Raw genomic sequence first — 18,253 nt, forward strand, 5'->3', positions numbered from 1 at the left:
TCGAAGGCCCTACGCCAGCCAGCGCCAACCGAACAATGGCGAGTCCTCTGGCGGTGACAGCTCCGGCGTCCAGCCTGAAAACTTCTCGATCGTATAGCGGTCCATCACGATGCCGCGCCAGACGCGGTCAACGGTTTCCAGCGGCTCGCGCTTGGCGGGGATCGACGTCCAGGGCGGAATCGCCGGGTTGTCGAAAGGCTTCAGCCCGACATAGAGGCCGGCATGGCCTTCGATCCGGCTCACGTCGGGCGCGCGAAAACCCTGATAGCGGCCGCGCTCGTTGAGCTGCACCACCGGCACGCGATCGTGCAGAAGAAATCGCAGCATCGCCGTGGTGCGATAATCCGTGGTGGCGATCCAGGTCGCGCCGGTCTTTTGCAGCTCGGCCTCGGTACGCTCGACCAGCGGCCGGTAGCCGGCCTCGCCGCCGACCGGATCGCTGCGGCCGATCAGATTGAAGGGCGCTGCCAGGTAGTAGAACATGACCGCGACGACGAAGGCGACACCGGAGACGATCGCGATCTTCGCCCAGCGCCATGACGTCGCGACAAAGTCCGCGGACCAGCCCTCCTTCGGCATCGCCGTGAGGTTGATGGCGGCGGCGGCAAATCCGAACGGCCAGATGAAGATCGGCCAGGTATCGCCGACCCGCAAGGTCAGCGACTTCCAGAGAAAGTAGAGAAAGGGAACGGCGACTGCCGTCGACAACAGGATGGCGACCGCCTCCCTGCGGCGATAGCCGCGCCACGCCGTCAAGGCGACGCCGGTCAGGACCACCGGCAGCAGCACGAAGCCGACCAGGCCGAATTGCATGCCGATGAATTCGCCGAGCGTGCGAAGCGAGAATGGATGAGATGCGGTCGCCGAGGTCGCCCGCACCGCCTGAAAGCGAAACGACGCCCAGTCGTGCTGCATGTTCCAGATCACGACCGGCGCGAACAGGACCACTGCAATCGCCGCCGCGGCCCAGGGATAGGGGCTGCGCAACCAGCGCCAGCGCCAGGCCGGCACCAACGTGAACGCAAGCACCGCCGGGAGCAGCAAGGCCATCGTGAATTTCGACAGCGCGGCGAGCCCTGCGAAGACGCCGGCCGCAAGCCACCACCGCGCGTCGCCGCTTTCGGCAAGCCGCACCAGCGCCCACGTCATCGCCGTGACAAACAGCACCAGCGGAACGTCGGGGCCTATCTTGGTCGTCAGCATTCCGTAGTAGAGCGACGCCTCCATCATCGCGACCGCGACGAAGCAAGCACGGATATCGCGCGTGACGCGCCAGACGATGTCGGCGAGCAGCGCTTGCGTCAGCAACATCGCAATGAGGCCGGAAAAGCGGGCGCCGAAACTGGTGTCGCCGAAGATCGCCGTGCCGAAGCGGATGAACCAGGCGACCATCGGCGGATGGTCGAGGAACGAAAGCACGTTTTCCTTCGACCAAGTCCAGTAATAGGCCTCGTCCGTTCGCAAGTCTGTGAGGCCGGCATAGACGCCGCGCAGCACGGTCATCGCCGCGATCAGCGCGATGACGCCGAGCCACAGCCGAAAAGTTGATTTGTCCGCGTCACCGCGGAAACCGTCATGAGGCGCCATCGTCACGGCGCTTTGTCCCTAACTCCGGTAGGGGTGTCAACGTCCCGTCGCGGCTCAAAACAGGGGGAATTCAACTACCCCGCCACTCGTGCGGCGCGGAATTAAACGCTAGTTTCCGGTGTCTAGTGGAATAATGGACCGGACATGATCGCGCCAACGTCAGTCAGGATCAGAAAGTTCAGCCGCGGCATCAGCGTCCGCCAGGTTCGCATGATCTGCGGGCTCATCCTCTTTGCCTATCTGATCAGCCATTTCCTGAATCATGCACTCGGCAACATCTCGCTGCAGGCACTGGCCCGGGGCCTGCGCTACCATATGCTGTTCTGGCAGTTCCCTCCGGTCGCGGCTGTCTTTTACGCTGCCCTGCTTATCCATGGCAGCCTTGGCATCTGGGCGCTTTACGAGCGCCGGCAATTCCGCTGGAAAGCGGTTGAACCGCTGCAGCTTTTGCTTGGCCTCAGCATCCCCCTGCTCGCCGCCGCGCATGTCATCTCGACCAGACTTGGTCATACGTTGTTTGCCCATGACCGTCTCTATCCGCAGGTGCTGCACGGCTACTTCGCGACGATGTCGCCCAAGTTCGCCGCGACGCTAGCCGTGCTGGTGATCGCCTGGGTCCATGGCAGCATCGGCCTTTACTTCTGGCTGCGAATGAAGCAGTTCTTCAAGCGCGCCGCACCGTTCCTGCTGGCGGCCGCAGTGCTGGTGCCGACGCTCGCTTTGCTCGGCATCTACCAGGGCGGCCGGGTTGTCATGCAAGACAGCGCCGATCCGGCGTGGCGCGAGGCCAATCTTTCAGCCGGCAAGCTTGGCTCACCGACTGAAGCCAGCACGCTCGAGACCATCACCGGCGACTTCATGATCGGCTATCTCGGCCTGCTCGCGCTGGTGCTGGCGGCGCGTGGAATCCGCACCCTCAGTGAGCGGCGCGGCGGCATGATCACGCTGTCCTACGGCAATGGCCGCACCATCCGCGTACCGAAGGGTCTTTCCGTGCTGGAAGCAAGCCTGCGCCACCAGGTGCCGCATGCCAGCGTCTGCGGCGGCCGCGCCCGCTGCTCGACCTGCCGCATCCGGGTGATCGGCGATTGCGCTCTGCTGCCGCAACCATCCAACCGCGAGGCATTCGTGCTCAATCGCGTCGGCGATTCCGATCCGTCGATACGGCTTGCCTGTCAGCTCCGGCCCGAGACCGACCTTTCCTTCTTCCAGATCTTCACGCCGCAGATCGCGGCGCGTCACGGCGGCCCGTCGCACATCGGCGAGGAGCGCTATCTCGTCAGCATGTTCGTCGACATGCGCGGTTCGACCAAGCTCGCGGAAAATCGCCTGCCCTTCGACACGGTGTTCATCGTCAACCGCTTCCTCGGCGCGGTGTCGCAGGCCGTGATCGAATGCGGCGGCCAGCCGAACCAGTTTCTCGGCGACGGGCAACTGGCCCTGTTCGGCCTTGCAACCAGCCGCGAGACCGCCTGCCGCCAGGCGCTGAAAGCGGCGGCTCGCATTTCATTTCACATCGAGGAATTGAACCAGTTCCTCAAGAACGACCTGCGCGAGCCGATCCGCTTCGGCATCGGCATCAACGGCGGCGAGGTGATCGTCGGCGACATCGGTTATCGGGATCACATCGTGTTCACCGCGCTTGGCGATGCGGTCAATGTCGCGGCACGGTTGCAGGACATGACCAAGAGCCTTGGCTGCGAGGTGATCTGCTCGGACGAAGTGCGCGCCACCGCGGGCCTTTCGCCGGATGCCCTGCCGCAGCAGGACGTCGAAATCCGTGGCCGCATGGAACCGATGCGCGTGTGCGTGGCCGAGAGAGCGGAAGCACTGTCAACGCTCGTTGAAAATGAACTGACGGTGGCTGCTTGACCGATTTCCGTCATTGCGAGGAGCGCAAGCGACGAAGCAATCCAGAAACACTTTCGAAGGCTGGATTGCTTCGCTTTGCTCGCAATGACGGCAGCAACACCTGTCGGCGGTCTTAACCAAAAGCCAACCTGAACAACCATTCAGAAAAAATTCCTCGAACCTGGTCGAACCCACCCGAACCCGCGCCTCTTACGGCGCGACTGACGGGCAAGGGGTGAAACTGCAACGCGCAGCCTGGCCTGCGCACATTCGAGGAGAACGACCATGTTTCGCAAACTGACGATTGCTCTCGTTGCTACCCTTGCTCTCGGCACCGCCGTGCTTGCTCCGTCCGCCGCTTCCGCCAAGCCGTGGGGCGGCTGGGGCTGGGGTGGGTATCATCACCACTTCGGCCATTTCGGCATCGGCGTCGGCTATGTCGACGACAGCTGCTACATGACCCAGCGCGTGCTGACGCCCTACGGTTATCGCTTCCGCACCGTGAACGTCTGCGCCTACTGATCGTGCTTCACGTCAAACGCTCCGGCAGCGGAAACCGCGGCCGGAGCGTTCGCGTTTTTGCATGAGCCGGGGCATTTGCGCGCACCCAGGGCGTCGATCGGGGAATTGACTTGGTGACGTCAGGTGTCACACTCGCGGGCAAAACAAGGACTTGTTCCAACAAGAAAACTGACGGGGAAACGCCATGATCAGCCGACGGGAGCTGCTGAAGCGCATAGGCCTTGCGACATTGGCCGCCACCCTTCCGTCATCGCAGGCGTTCGCACTCGACGGCAGCGTCGTGCTTCCGTTCGAAAACGGCAAGCGTCCGCTGGTCAAATATCCACAGAAGCGGCCGATGATCGGACTGACCAGCCGCCCGCCGCAACTCGAAACCCCGTTTTCAGTCTTCGACGGCGGCCCGATCACGCCGAACAACGCGTTCTTCGTGCGCTATCACCTGGCGGACATTCCCTACAGCATCGATCCGGACAAGTTTACGCTCGAGATCAAGGGCAAGATCGACCGGCCACTTAAACTGTCGCTGAAGGACATCAGAAAGCTGCCGGCCGTCGAACTCGTCGCGGTCAACCAGTGCTCGGGCAACAGCCGCAGCTTCTTCGAACCGCGCGTCGCCGGCGGGCAATTGGGCAACGGTGCGATGGGCAATGCGCGATGGCACGGCGTGCCGCTCAAGGCCGTGCTCGACATGGCCGGCGTGAAGGCCGGAGCCAAGCAGGTGACGTTCAACGGCATGGATGGGCCGGTGTTGGATACGACGCCGGATTTCGTCAAGGCGCTCGACATCGATCACGCCCGCGACGGCGAGGTGATGCTGGCCTACGGCATGAACGGCGAGGACCTGCCCCTTCTCAACGGCTTTCCGCTGCGGCTGATCGTGCCTGGCTACTACGGCACCTACTGGGTCAAGCACCTCAACGAAATCGCCGTGATCGACAATGTCTTCGACGGCTTCTGGATGAAGACCGCCTACCGGATCCCGGATACGCCATGCAATTGCGTCGAGCCCGGCTCCGCGCCGAAGGCGACCATCCCGATCAACCGCTTCACGGTCCGCTCGTTCATCACCAATGTGAGCAACGACGCACGCCTGAAGGCGCGCAAGACGACGACCTTGCGAGGGATAGCCTTCGACGGCGGCAAGGGCATCAAGGCCGTCGCGGTCTCAACCGATAACGGCGCGACCTGGATGCCCGCGAAGCTCGGCCACGATCTCGGCAGGTACTCGTTCCGCGAATGGACCCTGCCGGTCAAACTTGCTCCCGGCATCTACGACTTACGGGTTCGGGCGACCAACAATGCCGGCGACACGCAGCCGATGGAGCCGCGCTGGAATCCGGCCGGTTACTTGCGCAATGTCGCCGAAACCGTCCGCGTCACCGCAGCCTAATGGAGTTGCGACCATGAAACGACGGCTGCTGTTTGCCATCCTGCTCATCATCGTGCTCGCTTTGATCTTGAAATACGGCGCGGCCGCGGCTGCTCCCGTCTCCTATAATTTGCCGCCGGAGACCGCGGCTTTCAAGCCGGGCCCCAATCTCGACGTCGTCATGAACAACTGCACCGCCTGCCACTCGGCGGACTACATCGCGACCCAGCCGCGCGGCCCGAAATTTACCGCTGACTTCTGGCGGGCGGAGGTCACCAAGATGATCAAGGTTTATGGCGCGCCTATCCCGGACGCCGACGTGCCGAAAATCGTCGAATACCTGTCAACGACCTATTAACGGTCGACTTGCTGACGGCCGATTCCGGCATTAACGGTTGGCAGAAAGCTGGCGGCTGATTCGCTTCGATTATTTGCCGATATTCCAACAGCTCACGGCTTCGTGTTGCATCGTGACGTTCACGATGAATGCGAGCTGCACATCACCTCTGACTCACATCATGGCGAGGTCGGTTGAAAGCCGCTGCGAAGCGCACTACCTGCAGACGCACATCACCGCAATCCCAGGCCTTTCGCGAATTAACGTTATGAATGCCAACGCTGCCCTCGTGCGTCATGCACGCGACACGAGGCTCTACCTGTTTCTCGGTCTCGCGAACTGGTTCATCTTTCTGAACCACATTCCGAACAACATGGTGAGCTGGATCACCTCGCGCAGCTTCGGTTTTTCCGGCGCGAGCGACGTGTTCGTCTTCATCACCGGCTATCTGGCCGCGCTTGCCTACGCGCCCATCTTGCTGGAGCGCGGCACCATCGTCGGCGCGACGCGGGTGCTTCGGCGCGCCTGGCATCTCTATGCTGCCTTCATCGTGTTGTTTGCGATCTACGCCGTGTCGATCGGCGACGTTGCCACCCGCTATGCCGCGCCCGACATCCTCTATCAGTTCAATATCGCAAGCCTTCTGGAAGAGCCGGTCCGCACCGTCACCCATGGGCTCTTGCTGCAATCGAAAGCCCTGAACCTCGATCTGCTCCAGCTCGCGGTCGTGCTGATGGCGTCTTTCCCCGCCGTGCTGTGGCTGATGTTGCGGGCGCCGAACACGATGCTGGCGATATCGGCCGCGCTTTATATCGCCGCCCGCCAGTTCGAATGGACGCTGTCCACATTTCCGGACGGGAGCTGGTCGTTCAATCCATTCTGCTGGCAGCTGCTGTTCGTTCTTGGCGCCTGGTGTGCGCTTGGCGGCGCAAGCCTGCTGGTCCGGCGCTTCAAGGGACGCGTCTGGGCCAGTTTCGGGCTCGCTTTTCTCGTCTTTGCGCTTGCCATGACGATGGCCGGGCGATTTCCGTCGCTCGGCGAGACGCTGCCAGGCTGGCTGCACGACGCTTTCATTCCGGATGACAAGGCCAATCTACCGCCCTACCGCATCCTGCACTTCGTGATCGTGGCGCTGTTCGCCACAAGGCTGGTCCCGAAGAACTGGCGCGGTCTCGTCTCGCCGATCCTGAGGCCGCTGATCGTCTGCGGCGAACAGTCGCTGCCGGTGTTCTGTGTCGGCGTGTTCCTTTCCCTCGCAGGCTATTTTGTGCTGGTGACGGGTTCCGGCACGCTTGCGCAGCAGATCATGGTCAGCCTGTCCGGGATCGTGATCATGACGCTGGCCGCCAACTATGTGTCGTGGTCGAAGCGCCAGGACAGGCCGCAAGAGAGGCAACAAGACAGGCCATCTCTCGCGGCGATGGACGGACGCCCGTCGCTGCGGGCTGGGTAAATCGCCAAAGCCGATTCCTTTGCGGGCTGCTTGACGATATGCTCCGTGGAGTGGATTTGACATTCGCGACTCACCCCGGCCACAAGTTCTTAAAGCGAATGTCAAATCCCAAACTCCACGGGGATCAAATATTGCGAGTGGTCCTGCAATTCTAACATTCGCAAAAGTGGCGGCTGCGAATGGGGTGCGAATGTTAGAATTGGACCACTAGGTCAGATTCTGCATCGGAGCCTGTCGGATGCAATCCGAACCTGCTTTCGTTCCGGCATTCAAGGCGGCTTACGCTGCGGACGATATCGCGATCGCAAGACGGCTGTTGGGTGTTCCGCGTCTTGACGCTGAGCGCGAGGCGCGGGTCGAGCAGACCGCGACGCGCCTGATCGGCGCCATCCGCGCGCGCGATGATCGGCTCGGCGGCGTCGAGGACATGCTGCGCGAATTCGCGCTCTCAACCAAAGAAGGCCTGGCGCTGATGGTGCTGGCCGAAGCGCTGTTGCGCGTGCCCGACGCGGCGACGGCCGACCGCTTCATCGAGGACAAGCTCGGCGAAGGCGATTTCATCCATCACGAAACCAAGTCGACGGCGTTCCTGGTCAACGCCTCGGCCTGGGCGCTTGGCATGTCGGCGCGCGTGATTCAGCCCGGCGAAACGCCCGATGGCACGATCGGGCGGTTGGTGAAGCGCCTCGGCGCGCCGGCGGTGCGCGCGGCGACGCGGCAGGCCATGCGGCTGATGGGCAGCCACTTCGTGCTCGGCGAGACCATCGAGGCGGCGCTTTCGCGCGCGCAATCGGACGCCGCGCTGCGCTATTCCTTCGACATGCTCGGCGAAGGCGCGCGCACCGCCGCGGACGTCGAGCGATATTTTGCCGCCTATGCCAGCGCGATCGACGCGATCGGCGCCACGGCCGGAACCCGTCCCCTGCCCGACCGGCCCGGCATCTCGATCAAGCTTTCGGCGCTGCATCCGCGTTTCGAGGCGGTGAGCCGCGAGCGCGTGCTGACCGAACTCACGCCGCGGCTGATCGACCTGGCGCGGCGCGCGAAAGCTTACGATCTCAACCTCACCGTCGATGCTGAGGAAGCTGACCGGCTAGAGCTGTCGCTGGACGCGATCGCGGCGGCGTTTTCCGATGCCTCATTCGCCGGCTGGGACGGCTTTGGCCTTGCCATTCAGGCCTATCAGAAGCGCGCCGGCGCAGTGATCGACTACGCCCATGAGATGGCGAAAGCGCTGAACCGGCGCATGATGGTGCGCCTCGTTAAGGGCGCCTATTGGGACACCGAAGTCAAGCGCGCACAGGAACGCGGCCTGTCCGGTTATCCCGTGTTCACGCGCAAGGCGATGACCGACCTCAATTACATCGCCTGCGCCGAACAGCTCCTCAAGCTGCGGCCGCGGCTATTCCCGCAATTTGCCACCCACAACGCGCTGACGGTCGCAACCGTGATTGAACTCGCCGGCGAAGAAGGCGGCTTCGAATTGCAGCGTCTGCACGGCATGGGCGATGCGCTCTATGCACAACTGCTCGCCGATCATCCTGATCTCGCCTGCCGCACCTACGCACCGGTCGGCAGCCACCGCGACCTGCTCGCTTACCTGGTGCGGCGCCTGCTGGAAAACGGCGCCAACTCGTCGTTCGTGGCGCTTGCCGCCGACAATGCAGTGCCGGTGGCAAAACTGTTGCGCCGTCCGGCCGACATCATCGGCGCGCCTGAAAATGCCCGTCACCCGAACATTCCGTTGCCTGCCGATCTCTATTCGCCGCGGCGGAAAAACTCGCGCGGGTTAGAGTTCGGCGAGCGCGCAGCGCTGCAGGCGCTACTGGCAGCGGTCAAAACTGAGACCGCACCCGTCGCAGCGGCTTCGCTGATCGACGGCAAAGTCATCAACGGCAAGAGACGACAGTTATCCGGCCCTGCCGATGCCACAACGGCGATCGGAACCGTGATCGACCCGACAGTCGAAAATGCAAATGCCGCGGTTACGGCTGCGTGCGCCGGCTTTTCGTCCTGGAGCCGGACGCCAGCGGCGACTCGCGCGGGCTACTTTGAGCGTGCCGCCGATCTTCTCGAACAGCGCCTCCCGCATTTCATCGCGCTGCTGCAACGCGAGGGCGGCAAAACACTGGACGATGCGATCTCTGAGGTGCGCGAAGCCGCCGACTTCTGCCGCTACTATGCAGCCCAAGGCCGCGATCTCTTTGGCGCCAGCGAGCCCATGCCGGGACCGACCGGCGAGAGCAACGCTCTCGTCCTGCGCGGCCGCGGCGTCTTCGTCGCGATCTCGCCATGGAATTTTCCGCTCGCGATTTTTATGGGCCAGATCACCGCCGCCCTGATGGCCGGCAATACCGTGGTCGCAAAGCCCGCCGAGCAGACACCGTTGATCGCGCATCAAGCGGTGCGCCTGCTGCACGAGGCCGGCGTGCCGCCTTCCGCGCTGCATCTTCTGCCCGGCGATGGCGATATTGGCGCTGCGCTCGTCGCCCACCGCGACGTCGCCGGCGTGGTCTTTACCGGTTCGACCGAGGTCGCGCGCGCGATCAACCGCGCGCTTGCCGCCAAGGATGGGCCGATCGTGCCGCTGATTGCCGAGACTGGCGGCATCAACGCCATGATCGTGGACGCGACCGCATTGCCTGAACAGGTCGCCGACGACGTGATTACCTCCGCCTTCCGCTCCGCCGGCCAGCGCTGCTCTGCGCTGCGCATTTTGTTTGTGCAGGAAGACGTCGCCGATCGCATGATCGAGATGATCGCGGGCGCGGCGCACGAATTGAAAATCGGCGATCCCGCCGATCCCGCCACCCATATCGGCCCGGTGATCGACATTGATGCCAAAGCGCGCCTCGATACGCATATTGCGCGGATGAAACGCGAGGCGCGTGCGCACTTTGCAGGCAGCGCGCCCGCCGGCCAATATGTCGCGCCGCATATCTTCGAACTCGCAAGCGCCGGTCAACTGACCGAGGAAGTATTCGGCCCGATCCTGCATGTGGTGCGGTATGCGGCCGGCAAGCTCAACGAGGTGCTGGCTTCGATCGAAGGCAGCGGCTACGCCCTGACGCTCGGCATTCACTCGCGGATCGACGACATGACCGACGCCGTGATCGACCGCCTCGCGGTCGGCAACGTGTATGTCAACCGCAACATGATCGGCGCTGTGGTCGGCGTACAGCCATTCGGCGGTTTTGGTCTTTCCGGTACAGGCCCCAAGGCCGGCGGCCCGCATTATCTTGCGCGCTTTGCCACCGAGCAGACCGTGACAATCAACACCGCCGCCGCCGGCGGCAATGCGGCACTGCTGTCCGGCGAGGAATAGCCGGATCTTGAGCCATGCAGACGGGCCGTTGCATCGACCCCCGTTATCGATCAAAACCTTTGGCTGTGCGTGGAATGACGTTCCATTGCGCGGAATAAGATAGCAACACGGGAACGGTCTGATGGCAGGCGGCATCTTTGAAGGCTTAAAGGTTCTGGATTGCGCGAGCTTCATCGCGGCGCCCGCAGCCGCCACCGTGTTGTCGGACTTCGGCGCCGAAGTGATCAAGATCGAGCCGCCGGGAACCGGCGATCCCTATCGGGTGCTGCCGAAGTTGCCGGGCTATCCGATCAGCCCGCATAATTTCGCCTGGCTTCTGGAGGGGCGGAACAAGCGGAGCCTGGCGCTCGATCTCTCCAAACCGGAGGGGCGCGAGGTGCTGTATCGCCTCGCGGCCGAGGCTGACGTCTTCATCACCAATTTTCCGCCCGGCGTGCGCAAGCGGCTCGGCATCACCTACGAAGACATCAAGCCTAAGAACCTGCGGCTGATCTACGCCTCCTTCACCGGCTATGGCGAGAAGGGCGCAGAAGCGGACAAGCCCGGCTTCGACAGCAATGCCTATTGGGCGCGCTCGGGCCTGATGGACCTTGTGCGCGCCGACGAGAACACGACGCCGGCGCGATCGATCCCCGGCATGGGCGACCATCCCTGCGCGATGGCGTTTTACGGGGCGATCGTCACCGCGCTCTACAAGCGCGAGAAGACCGGTGAAGGCTCGCACGTCTCCTCGAACCTGATGGCGAACGGATTGTGGGCAGCCGGCGTGCTGGCGCAGGCCAAACTCTGCGGGGCGCGATTTCAGGAGCGGCGGCCGCGCGAGCGCGCGCTCAACGCCGTGACCAATCACTATCGCTGCGAGGACGGCCGCTGGCTGATCCTGTCGCTGCTCAACGAGGAGCGGCAATGGCCGGCACTCGCCCGCTGCCTGGGCCGCGAAGATCTCGTCAACGATCCGAGGTTTGCCACCAAGGCGGACCGTCACGCGCGCTCGCTGGAACTGATTGCGATCTTCGATCAGGTGTTCGCGACACGGCCGCTCGCCGAATGGCGCGTCGCGCTCGACGGCAATGGCCTCGTGTTCGGCGTGGTCGGCATTCTCGACGATATTCCAAACGATGCGCAGATGATCGAGAACGACGTGCTTGTGCCGTTCGAGAACGATACGATGCTGACGATCAACAGCCCGATCTGGGTCGACGGCAGCGACAAGGTCAAACCGAGACGCGCGCCAGAAATCGGCGAACACAGCGAAGAGATTTTGCGCGAGGCCGGTTACGACGAGGCAGCGATCCGGAGCCTGAAGGCTTCGGGCGCCGTAGGATGAGGAGTTCAAGATGCCAAGCTACCGGCTGCATTACTTCCCGGAATCCGGCAACAGCTACAAGCTGGCGCTGATGCTCACGCTCTGCGGCGAGACATTCGAGCCGATCTGGACGGATTTCGCTGGCGGCGTGACACGGAGTGCGGAATGGCGCAAAGCCGTCAACGAGATGGGCGAGGTTCCGGTTCTGGAAGAGGACGGCGTGCGCCTGACCCAGACCGCGCCGATCCTGCTCAAGCTCGCCGAGCAATATGGCCGCTTCGGCGGCGAAAGCGCGGAGGAAAAATTCGAAGTGCTGCGCTGGCTGTTCTGGGACAATCACAAGCTCTCGGGCTACATGGCGACGTATCGCTTCCTGCGCACCTTCACGCCTTCGCCCGATCCGGCCGTGCTGAAATTCCTGCGCCGTCGGCTTGACGATTTTCTCGCTATTCTGGAGCTGCACGTGCAGCAGCGCGCCTTTGCGGCGGGGAAGCGGCCGACGGTCGCTGACTTCTCCATGATCGCCTACCTGCATTATCCCGCCGACGAGACCGGATACGACTTCAAGGCGAGCCATCCGGCGGTCAAGGCCTGGCTGCAACGGGTCGCCGATCTGCCGGGTTGGCGTTCGGCCTATGACTTGTTGCCGGGAAAACGGCTGACGCACTACGCGTGAGCGGCGCGCGGCCTACTTGTTGTTGATCATCACCCAGCCGAAAGCGAGCAGCCCAATGACGAGGGCGACCGCAATCGCCCAGGTCGAGACGCGGATGGAGCTTACGGTCTGCCGCGCGGTTTCATTGGCGGCGATCTCGCGATTGCGTTCCTTGCTTTCCCCGGTCGGATCGGTCACGGCGCATCTCCTGCGGTGGCTACCTTAGCCTAGCCCAGTGAAGCGGATTTGACATTCGCCAACTTGCCGCTGCCACCCAATCCCGCCAACCGTCCGAGCAGGAACGCCGCCAGCGCCGCGCACAGCGCGGCCGCTGCCGCGGTCATGAACAGTTCACCCACGCCCCATTTCAGGCTGAGCAGAATGCCGCCGACGGACGGACCGACGATCGAGCCGACCCGCCCCACCCCGAGCGCCCAGCCGACGCCGGTCGCTCTCGCCGACGTCGGATAGAAGCCGGCCGCGAGCGCATTGGCCGCGATTTGTCCGCCGACAAGGCAGAAGCCGGCGACGAAAATCGCGATCGTCACAAGGACGGCCGAGTGCCCAAGCTGGCCGATTGCGCCAACCGCAAACACCGCGATGAAGTACACCAGCGCCAGCGCGCGGAAAGAGAAGCGGTCGATCACGGCGCCGAGCACGAAGGTGCCGACCACGCCACCGACCTGAAACATCGCGCCGATGACGGCCGCGGCCGAAATCGACGCGCCGAGATCGCTCAGCACCGTCGGCAACCAGTTCGCCAGGAAATAGAGTTCGAGCAGGCTCATGAAGAACACGACCCACAACAACAGCGTGGGAAGCGTCCGTCCGTCCCTGAACAGATGCAGGACCGGAATGCCTCGCAATGCCGGCTCATCCACGACAAAGCGCGTTGCCGGAGTAAAGGTGGCCGTCGTGTTGACGCGCGAAAGCAGCTGCGCGACACGCGCGTCGGCGCGGCCGGTCAGCGCCAGGAACCGGACCGACTCCGGCAGCCGCAATCCCAGAACTGGCGCCAGCACCAGCGGCGCGGCGCCGCCGACCACGAACACCGATCGCCAGCCGAATTGCGGAATCAGCCCCGCGGCGAGCAGGCCGCCGAGCGCCGCCCCGATCGAAAAGCCGACAAACATCACCATCACCATGGTGGCGCGGCGGCGGTGCGGCGAGAATTCGCTGGTGAGCGCGACCGTGTTCGGCATGGCGCCGCCAAGGCCAAGCCCGGTCAGGAGCCGGACAACAAGCAATGCATTCACGTCATTGACAAAGGCGGTGGCCAGCGTGCCGACGCCGAAAGCGAGCGTGGAAAAGATGATGATCTTCTTGCGCCCGATGCGATCGGCAAGCGGGCCGAGGAGCAATGCACCGATCATCAGGCCGAACAGGCCCGCGCTGAACACGGGACCGAGCGCAGCCTTGCCGATGTTCCATTCCTTCGCCAGCGGCGGGGCGACGTAACTGATCGCCGTGGTGTCGAAGCCGTCGAGCAGCAGCACCGTCGCGCAGGTGAGCAGCAGCTTGATCTGGAAAGCGCCAACCGGCTGGGCATCGATGAAGCTTGCGACATCGACGCTTGAGGTGTCTTTTCCTGGCGTTGCCGGCATCGTCCTGTGTTTCCCTGAACCCTCGTCATTGCGAGGAGCCCGCGACAAAATTGCGAAGCAATTTTGCGCTGGAGCGACGAAGCAATCCATGTTTCCTTAGTCTGGATTGCTTCGCTGTCGCTCGCAATGACGGTATTGGCTATGCGCGAAGCGCTTCTTTGGAAAAGCCCGCAATCTGCTTGTAGCTGTCGGACAGCGCGACCAACTCATCATGGCTGATGACGTCGCCGATCGACTTGAACGGCTTGTCGCCCGTGCGCTGATAGACCTCGCGCAGGATTGCGTCGGGCGGATTGGTACGGTTGGTGAGAACGATGCGGGTTGTTTTTTCCAACCGCTCCTTCTCATAAGCCGCAAAGGCCGCGACGGGATCTGCAACGGCAGATAGCGCCGAGGTCATCGCCCTGGCATCGAGGATCGCTTGCCCCGCGCCGTTGGAGCCGCGCGGCACCATCGGGTGCGCCGCATCGCCGAGCAGCGTGACGCGGCCGAAACTCCACTTTGGCAGCGGGTCCTGATCGACCATCGGGAATTCCAGCACACTGTCGGCGGCGCGAATGAAGGCGGGAACGTCGAGCCAGTCGAAATGCCAGTCGGCGAAGGCGCCGATGAAATCATCGAGCGAGCCGGCTCTGTTCCAGTCGCGGCGGCGATAGTTGGGCGTTTCGATCTCGGCAACCCAGTTAACGAGCTGCAGACCGTCGCTGCCGGCCTCGCGGATCGGATAGATCACCATCTTGCCATGCGACAGCCAGCCGGCGCGCGTCATACTCGCGCCGGACAGGATCGGCTTCCACCGCGTGACGCCGCGCCACATGTTGACGCCGGAATAGCGCGGCTCGCCCTCGTCCGGGAAAAACTGCCTGCGGATCGCCGAGTTGATGCCGTCGCAAGCGATCGCTGCGCGGCCGCGCACGCTTTGGCCTGATGCGAAGTGCAGAGTGACGCCGGCGTCGTCCTGCTCGACGCCGGTGCAATGATGGTTTGTCAGAATGCGATCCGCGCCGACGCGGCTTCTGAAAGCATCCAGCAGCACCATTTGCAGGTCGCCGCGATGAATCGAGAACTGCGGATGGTCGTAGCCGGCCGCGCGGCCGAGCGGCTCCTGATAGATCAATTGCCCGAAGCGGTTGAAGAAGGTGGAGTCTTTGGTCTTGATTGCAACCTTCGCCAGATCAGCCTCAAGGCCGAGCGAGGCGAGTTCCTTGGTCGCATGCGGCAAAAGATTGATGCCGACGCCAACGCTGCGGATCTCCGGCGCGGACTCGAAGACGCGGCAGGGAATTTTGGCCGCATGCAGCGCGAGACCCAACGTCAGGCCGCCGATGCCGCCGCCGACAATCAGGATGTCGTCCATGTTTCCTCCCCGCATGTCTCACGCGGCTTTTGCGATGAAACACGATTAGTGAGCCTACTGTCAATCTTCGAGGCTTATGTCGTCAGTTTGCTTTGGGGCTAGCGACAAAACACATGCCCATGCGCGAAGTTTCGCTCATGACCTGGCAGGCAAGTCCCTTGGCGCAACCCCACGACGTGAAACTGCGGTCATTGCCGGCCGGCTTGTCGCCGGCTTTGGCCTGCGTGCCATAGCAATGCGCGCCCCAGCCGTCGTCATATTCCGTCCCGGCGAGTTCGCTGCTGCCGCGCAGTTGCGGCCGTTCGGAAAATCCGCGGGAATAATCGATCCTCGTGCCGTCGCGAATGGCGATCAGGATCTCGCGACGTCGAATCTGGTCGCCGAAGAAATGCGGCGAGGCCGGCACGATCAAAGTGTTGGATGGATGCTCCGCCATCCAGTCGACGCCGGGAAAATGAAAGCCGCCGATGCCGCGGGTCTGGTGGCAGCCGGCGCAGGTGATGTCGTTGAGGCGGCGCTCGAAGCCCGCGATCGAGCGGATGTTCTGCAAATCGACCCCGCGCGCGGCTGCCGTTTGCAGCGCCGTCACGACATCCTCTTTCGAAAAGACGGGATTGTCGCCCTCGCCTTCCACCATCCCGTAGGCCGGCTGCGATGGCGAGGACGAGAAGCCGATCGGCGTCGGCGCAATCGCCCGCGTCGCGAGAAATTCTTTCGGGAACAGCACTGTGCCGCGATCGAATTCGCTCAAGTGCGAGGGCTCGAGCAGCCAGGCCTTGAAATCGCGTCTGAGAGTTTCATCGGAGGCAAGACGCTCGCGATCGATCTGGTCTTCCAGCGTCGCTTCCTCGAACGACTTTGTTTTCGGATCGTAGTCGAAGACCTTGAGAAGGTAGTCGGTGCGGAATTCGTGAGCCGCCGATTGGGAGACGTGCGCGATCTGAAGGTTGGTTTCGATGCGCAGGATATTCTCCGGGCCGATCGAAGCGAGCGGCCCGTCATTTGCCGTCAACCGTTCCGCCAATGCCGCGCCGGTGAGCGACCAGTCCGTTGTTTCCAGCCAGCGCCGCGCGATCGTCCCGCAGGTGAGCGACGCCGGACTTTCGTCGGCTTTCGCCTTCAGTACAAGATTGAGCGTCATCGGCAGCCGCGCCGAGGCGCCGTGATCGCCGACCGGCGGCGCATCGATCTCTGTCAGCCGATAGATCAGGCGAATCTCGCCGCAACTGGCCGGATCGACAAAAGCGCGGTCCATCCGGTTGACGATTCCGGCAAGCACAAAGCGCGTCGTGCCGGAATAAAGCTGGTCGCGGTCGAACAGTTGAAAATCGAACTGCGGCCCGATGCCGATGGTTTCGTTCGGCAGCTCAATCTTGTGCTGCCGGACGTAGCGGTCGAACTCCTCATCGAGGGTCTTTCGGACCGGCGCAACGGCAGGCAGCGCGAACAGGGCGTTGTCGGTGAGCGGCCCGCCCGACGAAGCGCCAAGCATCCGCGCCAGACCAAAGGGGCCGCGATCGAGCTCACGCAAGGCGTCGGGATCAGTGACGGCCGTGCCGCGCTCCAGCAGCGGCGCGCTTTGCGCCGGGCCGAACTGCAACAAGACAAGCGCGAAGGAGATGAAAAGGGAACGCAACGAAGCCATGACCTGACAAACACCGCACCAAGGCCCTCATTCCGGAGGACTGTCCGTGCTCTGCATCAGGGCATAGGCAAAAAGACGGCGGCTGTCTCATGACAACCGCCGTCTTTTTCACCTTGCGGTGAGATGCAGAAGCTTGTTAGCGCGCGACAATCAGTCCGCGGCTGGTCACGACCACCCAGCGGCCGTCCTGGCGGCGGATGGCATCGACCCGGCCAAGGCCCGGAATGTAATCGCCGGCGTAGACCTCATACATGCCGCGCCGGCTGCCGATCACGGCACCGCCATAGCCGACGTCGCGCAACACCCAGTCGTCCAGCGTCGGCATGCGGCCAGGTTCGCTCTTCAAGTCGCCCTTGATATCGGTCCTGCCGTCGCTCTTCGACGCCGCGGCGACTTGCTGCTGGGCGGGCATCGAGGCAATCGATCCGGTGGTTTCCTTCGCGGCGGGGGATACGGCAGGCGCTGCGGCCGCGACCGCAGGCACTGGAACCGGCAGCGCGTGCAGTCTGTCGATGGCCTCGCTCAACTTGGCAAGTTTGGCTGCCGGCTCGACCTGGGCGCGCTCGAGCTTGTCGAGACGCTCGGTGGTCTTGTTGAACTGGCTCATGCCGAGCTTGGACGTGTGATCGAGGCCGGTCTTCAGCGCCTGGATGTCGCCATCGATCCGTGACAGCGTCGCCGTCAGGGCGGACGTCTGGCCAGTGCCTGCGGCGACATCGCTGCCGCCGTGCATCAGAGAAGCGGTCGCGAGCGAACCGCCAACGGCGCCCGCTGCCGTCGCCAAAGCCAGCATGGCCGCGACCGCTGCGATGCGGCGCATGCCGAAACCGCTTCGCTGCTCCTTGGCCTCGGGCTCGACATGAATGCCATTGTCCGTCCAGGCATGCTCGCCGCGCGACATCACAATGACCTTGGCGGGGATGTGCGAGATCTTGTCTTTGGTGGCTTCGCCCTGGGCAGCCGGCGCGCTCGCCTCGACCGGCTTCGCCTCGGCCTTCACGGCCTCGAGCTTCATCGCCTCGGCTTTGGGCGCTTCGGACGCCGCCGGCATCGAACGCGACGGCTCGGACATTGAAGGCTCGGATATCTCGGGTTCCGATACCAGGGGTTGGGACACCGGCGCATCCGCCGCCGCGCTCACTTCGGCCCTGGAGGCCGTCGTCGGTTCGCTGGGCGTATCGGTCGATTGGGACGCGCCCAAATCGAGGGAACCCTGTTCGCCGGTCGACTCGCTCATGGTCA

The 18,253-nt window shown here is 63.4% G+C and carries 14 protein-coding genes; 8 read left to right on the top strand and 6 right to left on the bottom strand.

The features are described from left to right. Positions 1–9: 9 nt before the first annotated feature. Positions 10–1,587, bottom strand: a complete 1,578-nt coding sequence (locus VFB05_RS20165) for a glycosyltransferase family 39 protein (protein ID WP_414643227.1) — start codon at positions 1,585–1,587, stop codon at positions 10–12. 144 nt (positions 1,588–1,731) lie between these two features. On the opposite strand from VFB05_RS20165, the gene VFB05_RS20170 reads away from it, so the two are divergent. The 8 genes from VFB05_RS20170 to VFB05_RS20205 all read left to right on the top strand — a co-directional run bounded on the left by VFB05_RS20170 (position 1,732) and on the right by VFB05_RS20205 (position 12,426). Further along, positions 1,732–3,459: an adenylate/guanylate cyclase domain-containing protein gene (locus VFB05_RS20170; protein ID WP_325015386.1), complete on the top strand. Its 1,728-nt coding sequence runs from the start codon at positions 1,732–1,734 to the stop codon at positions 3,457–3,459. A gap of 264 nt (positions 3,460–3,723) precedes the next feature. Beyond that, complete coding sequence (locus tag VFB05_RS20175) at positions 3,724–3,960, top strand: hypothetical protein (RefSeq protein ID WP_325015388.1); 237 nt, start codon at positions 3,724–3,726, stop codon at positions 3,958–3,960. 184 nt (positions 3,961–4,144) lie between these two features. Continuing rightward, the gene (locus VFB05_RS20180; RefSeq protein ID WP_325015390.1) at positions 4,145–5,350 is read left to right on the top strand and encodes a molybdopterin-dependent oxidoreductase; all 1,206 of its coding nucleotides are present in this window, start codon (positions 4,145–4,147) and stop codon (positions 5,348–5,350) included. Between the two features lie 13 nt (positions 5,351–5,363). Further along, entirely contained in the window at positions 5,364–5,687 is a 324-nt protein-coding gene (locus VFB05_RS20185) for a cytochrome c (protein WP_325015392.1), read from the top strand. A gap of 247 nt (positions 5,688–5,934) precedes the next feature. After that, a complete protein-coding gene (locus tag VFB05_RS20190; protein WP_325015394.1) occupies positions 5,935–7,119 on the top strand; it encodes an OpgC domain-containing protein in 1,185 nt (394 codons plus the stop codon). A gap of 238 nt (positions 7,120–7,357) precedes the next feature. Then, positions 7,358–10,444: a bifunctional proline dehydrogenase/L-glutamate gamma-semialdehyde dehydrogenase PutA gene (gene putA, locus VFB05_RS20195; RefSeq protein ID WP_325015396.1), complete on the top strand. Its 3,087-nt coding sequence runs from the start codon at positions 7,358–7,360 to the stop codon at positions 10,442–10,444. Between the two features lie 121 nt (positions 10,445–10,565). Beyond that, a complete protein-coding gene (locus VFB05_RS20200) occupies positions 10,566–11,771 on the top strand; it encodes a CoA transferase (RefSeq protein WP_325015398.1) in 1,206 nt (401 codons plus the stop codon). Positions 11,772–11,781: 10 nt separating this feature from the next. Then, complete coding sequence (locus VFB05_RS20205; RefSeq protein WP_325015401.1) at positions 11,782–12,426, top strand: glutathione S-transferase family protein; 645 nt, start codon at positions 11,782–11,784, stop codon at positions 12,424–12,426. 12 nt (positions 12,427–12,438) lie between these two features. Here the strand turns inward: VFB05_RS20205 and VFB05_RS20210 are convergent, their stop codons facing one another. From VFB05_RS20210 to VFB05_RS20230, 5 genes are all read right to left on the bottom strand, one after another. Next, positions 12,439–12,603: a hypothetical protein gene (locus tag VFB05_RS20210; protein ID WP_325015403.1), complete on the bottom strand. Its 165-nt coding sequence runs from the start codon at positions 12,601–12,603 to the stop codon at positions 12,439–12,441. A gap of 29 nt (positions 12,604–12,632) precedes the next feature. Further along, positions 12,633–14,009, bottom strand: coding sequence for an MFS transporter (locus tag VFB05_RS20215; RefSeq protein ID WP_325015404.1), 1,377 nt, complete (start codon positions 14,007–14,009; stop codon positions 12,633–12,635). Between the two features lie 139 nt (positions 14,010–14,148). Then, entirely contained in the window at positions 14,149–15,366 is a 1,218-nt protein-coding gene (locus VFB05_RS20220) for a flavin-dependent oxidoreductase (RefSeq protein ID WP_325015406.1), read from the bottom strand. A gap of 82 nt (positions 15,367–15,448) precedes the next feature. Then, entirely contained in the window at positions 15,449–17,011 is a 1,563-nt protein-coding gene (locus VFB05_RS20225; RefSeq protein WP_414643224.1) for a hypothetical protein, read from the bottom strand. A gap of 136 nt (positions 17,012–17,147) precedes the next feature. Continuing rightward, the gene (locus VFB05_RS20230; RefSeq protein ID WP_325015410.1) at positions 17,148–18,248 is read right to left on the bottom strand and encodes a hypothetical protein; all 1,101 of its coding nucleotides are present in this window, start codon (positions 18,246–18,248) and stop codon (positions 17,148–17,150) included. Between the last annotated feature and the right edge of the window lie 5 nt (positions 18,249–18,253).

Source organism: Bradyrhizobium sp. (assembly GCF_035652035.1).
Lineage (GTDB): Bacteria > Pseudomonadota > Alphaproteobacteria > Rhizobiales > Xanthobacteraceae > Bradyrhizobium.

Excerpts from the sequence above, each read along its gene's own strand:
- VFB05_RS20165 (WP_414643227.1), bottom strand. The coding sequence starts at position 1,587 with ATGGCGCCTCATGACGGTTTCCGCGGTGACGCGGACAAATCAACTTTT.
- VFB05_RS20170 (WP_325015386.1), top strand. The coding sequence starts at position 1,732 with ATGATCGCGCCAACGTCAGTCAGGATCAGAAAGTTCAGCCGCGGCATC.
- VFB05_RS20175 (WP_325015388.1), top strand. The coding sequence starts at position 3,724 with ATGTTTCGCAAACTGACGATTGCTCTCGTTGCTACCCTTGCTCTCGGC.
- VFB05_RS20180 (WP_325015390.1), top strand. The coding sequence starts at position 4,145 with ATGATCAGCCGACGGGAGCTGCTGAAGCGCATAGGCCTTGCGACATTG.
- VFB05_RS20185 (WP_325015392.1), top strand. The coding sequence starts at position 5,364 with ATGAAACGACGGCTGCTGTTTGCCATCCTGCTCATCATCGTGCTCGCT.
- VFB05_RS20190 (WP_325015394.1), top strand. The coding sequence starts at position 5,935 with ATGAATGCCAACGCTGCCCTCGTGCGTCATGCACGCGACACGAGGCTC.
- putA (WP_325015396.1), top strand. The coding sequence starts at position 7,358 with ATGCAATCCGAACCTGCTTTCGTTCCGGCATTCAAGGCGGCTTACGCT.
- VFB05_RS20200 (WP_325015398.1), top strand. The coding sequence starts at position 10,566 with ATGGCAGGCGGCATCTTTGAAGGCTTAAAGGTTCTGGATTGCGCGAGC.
- VFB05_RS20205 (WP_325015401.1), top strand. The coding sequence starts at position 11,782 with ATGCCAAGCTACCGGCTGCATTACTTCCCGGAATCCGGCAACAGCTAC.
- VFB05_RS20215 (WP_325015404.1), bottom strand. The coding sequence starts at position 14,009 with ATGCCGGCAACGCCAGGAAAAGACACCTCAAGCGTCGATGTCGCAAGC.
- VFB05_RS20220 (WP_325015406.1), bottom strand. The coding sequence starts at position 15,366 with ATGGACGACATCCTGATTGTCGGCGGCGGCATCGGCGGCCTGACGTTG.
- VFB05_RS20225 (WP_414643224.1), bottom strand. The coding sequence starts at position 17,011 with ATGGCTTCGTTGCGTTCCCTTTTCATCTCCTTCGCGCTTGTCTTGTTG.
- VFB05_RS20230 (WP_325015410.1), bottom strand. The coding sequence starts at position 18,248 with ATGAGCGAGTCGACCGGCGAACAGGGTTCCCTCGATTTGGGCGCGTCC.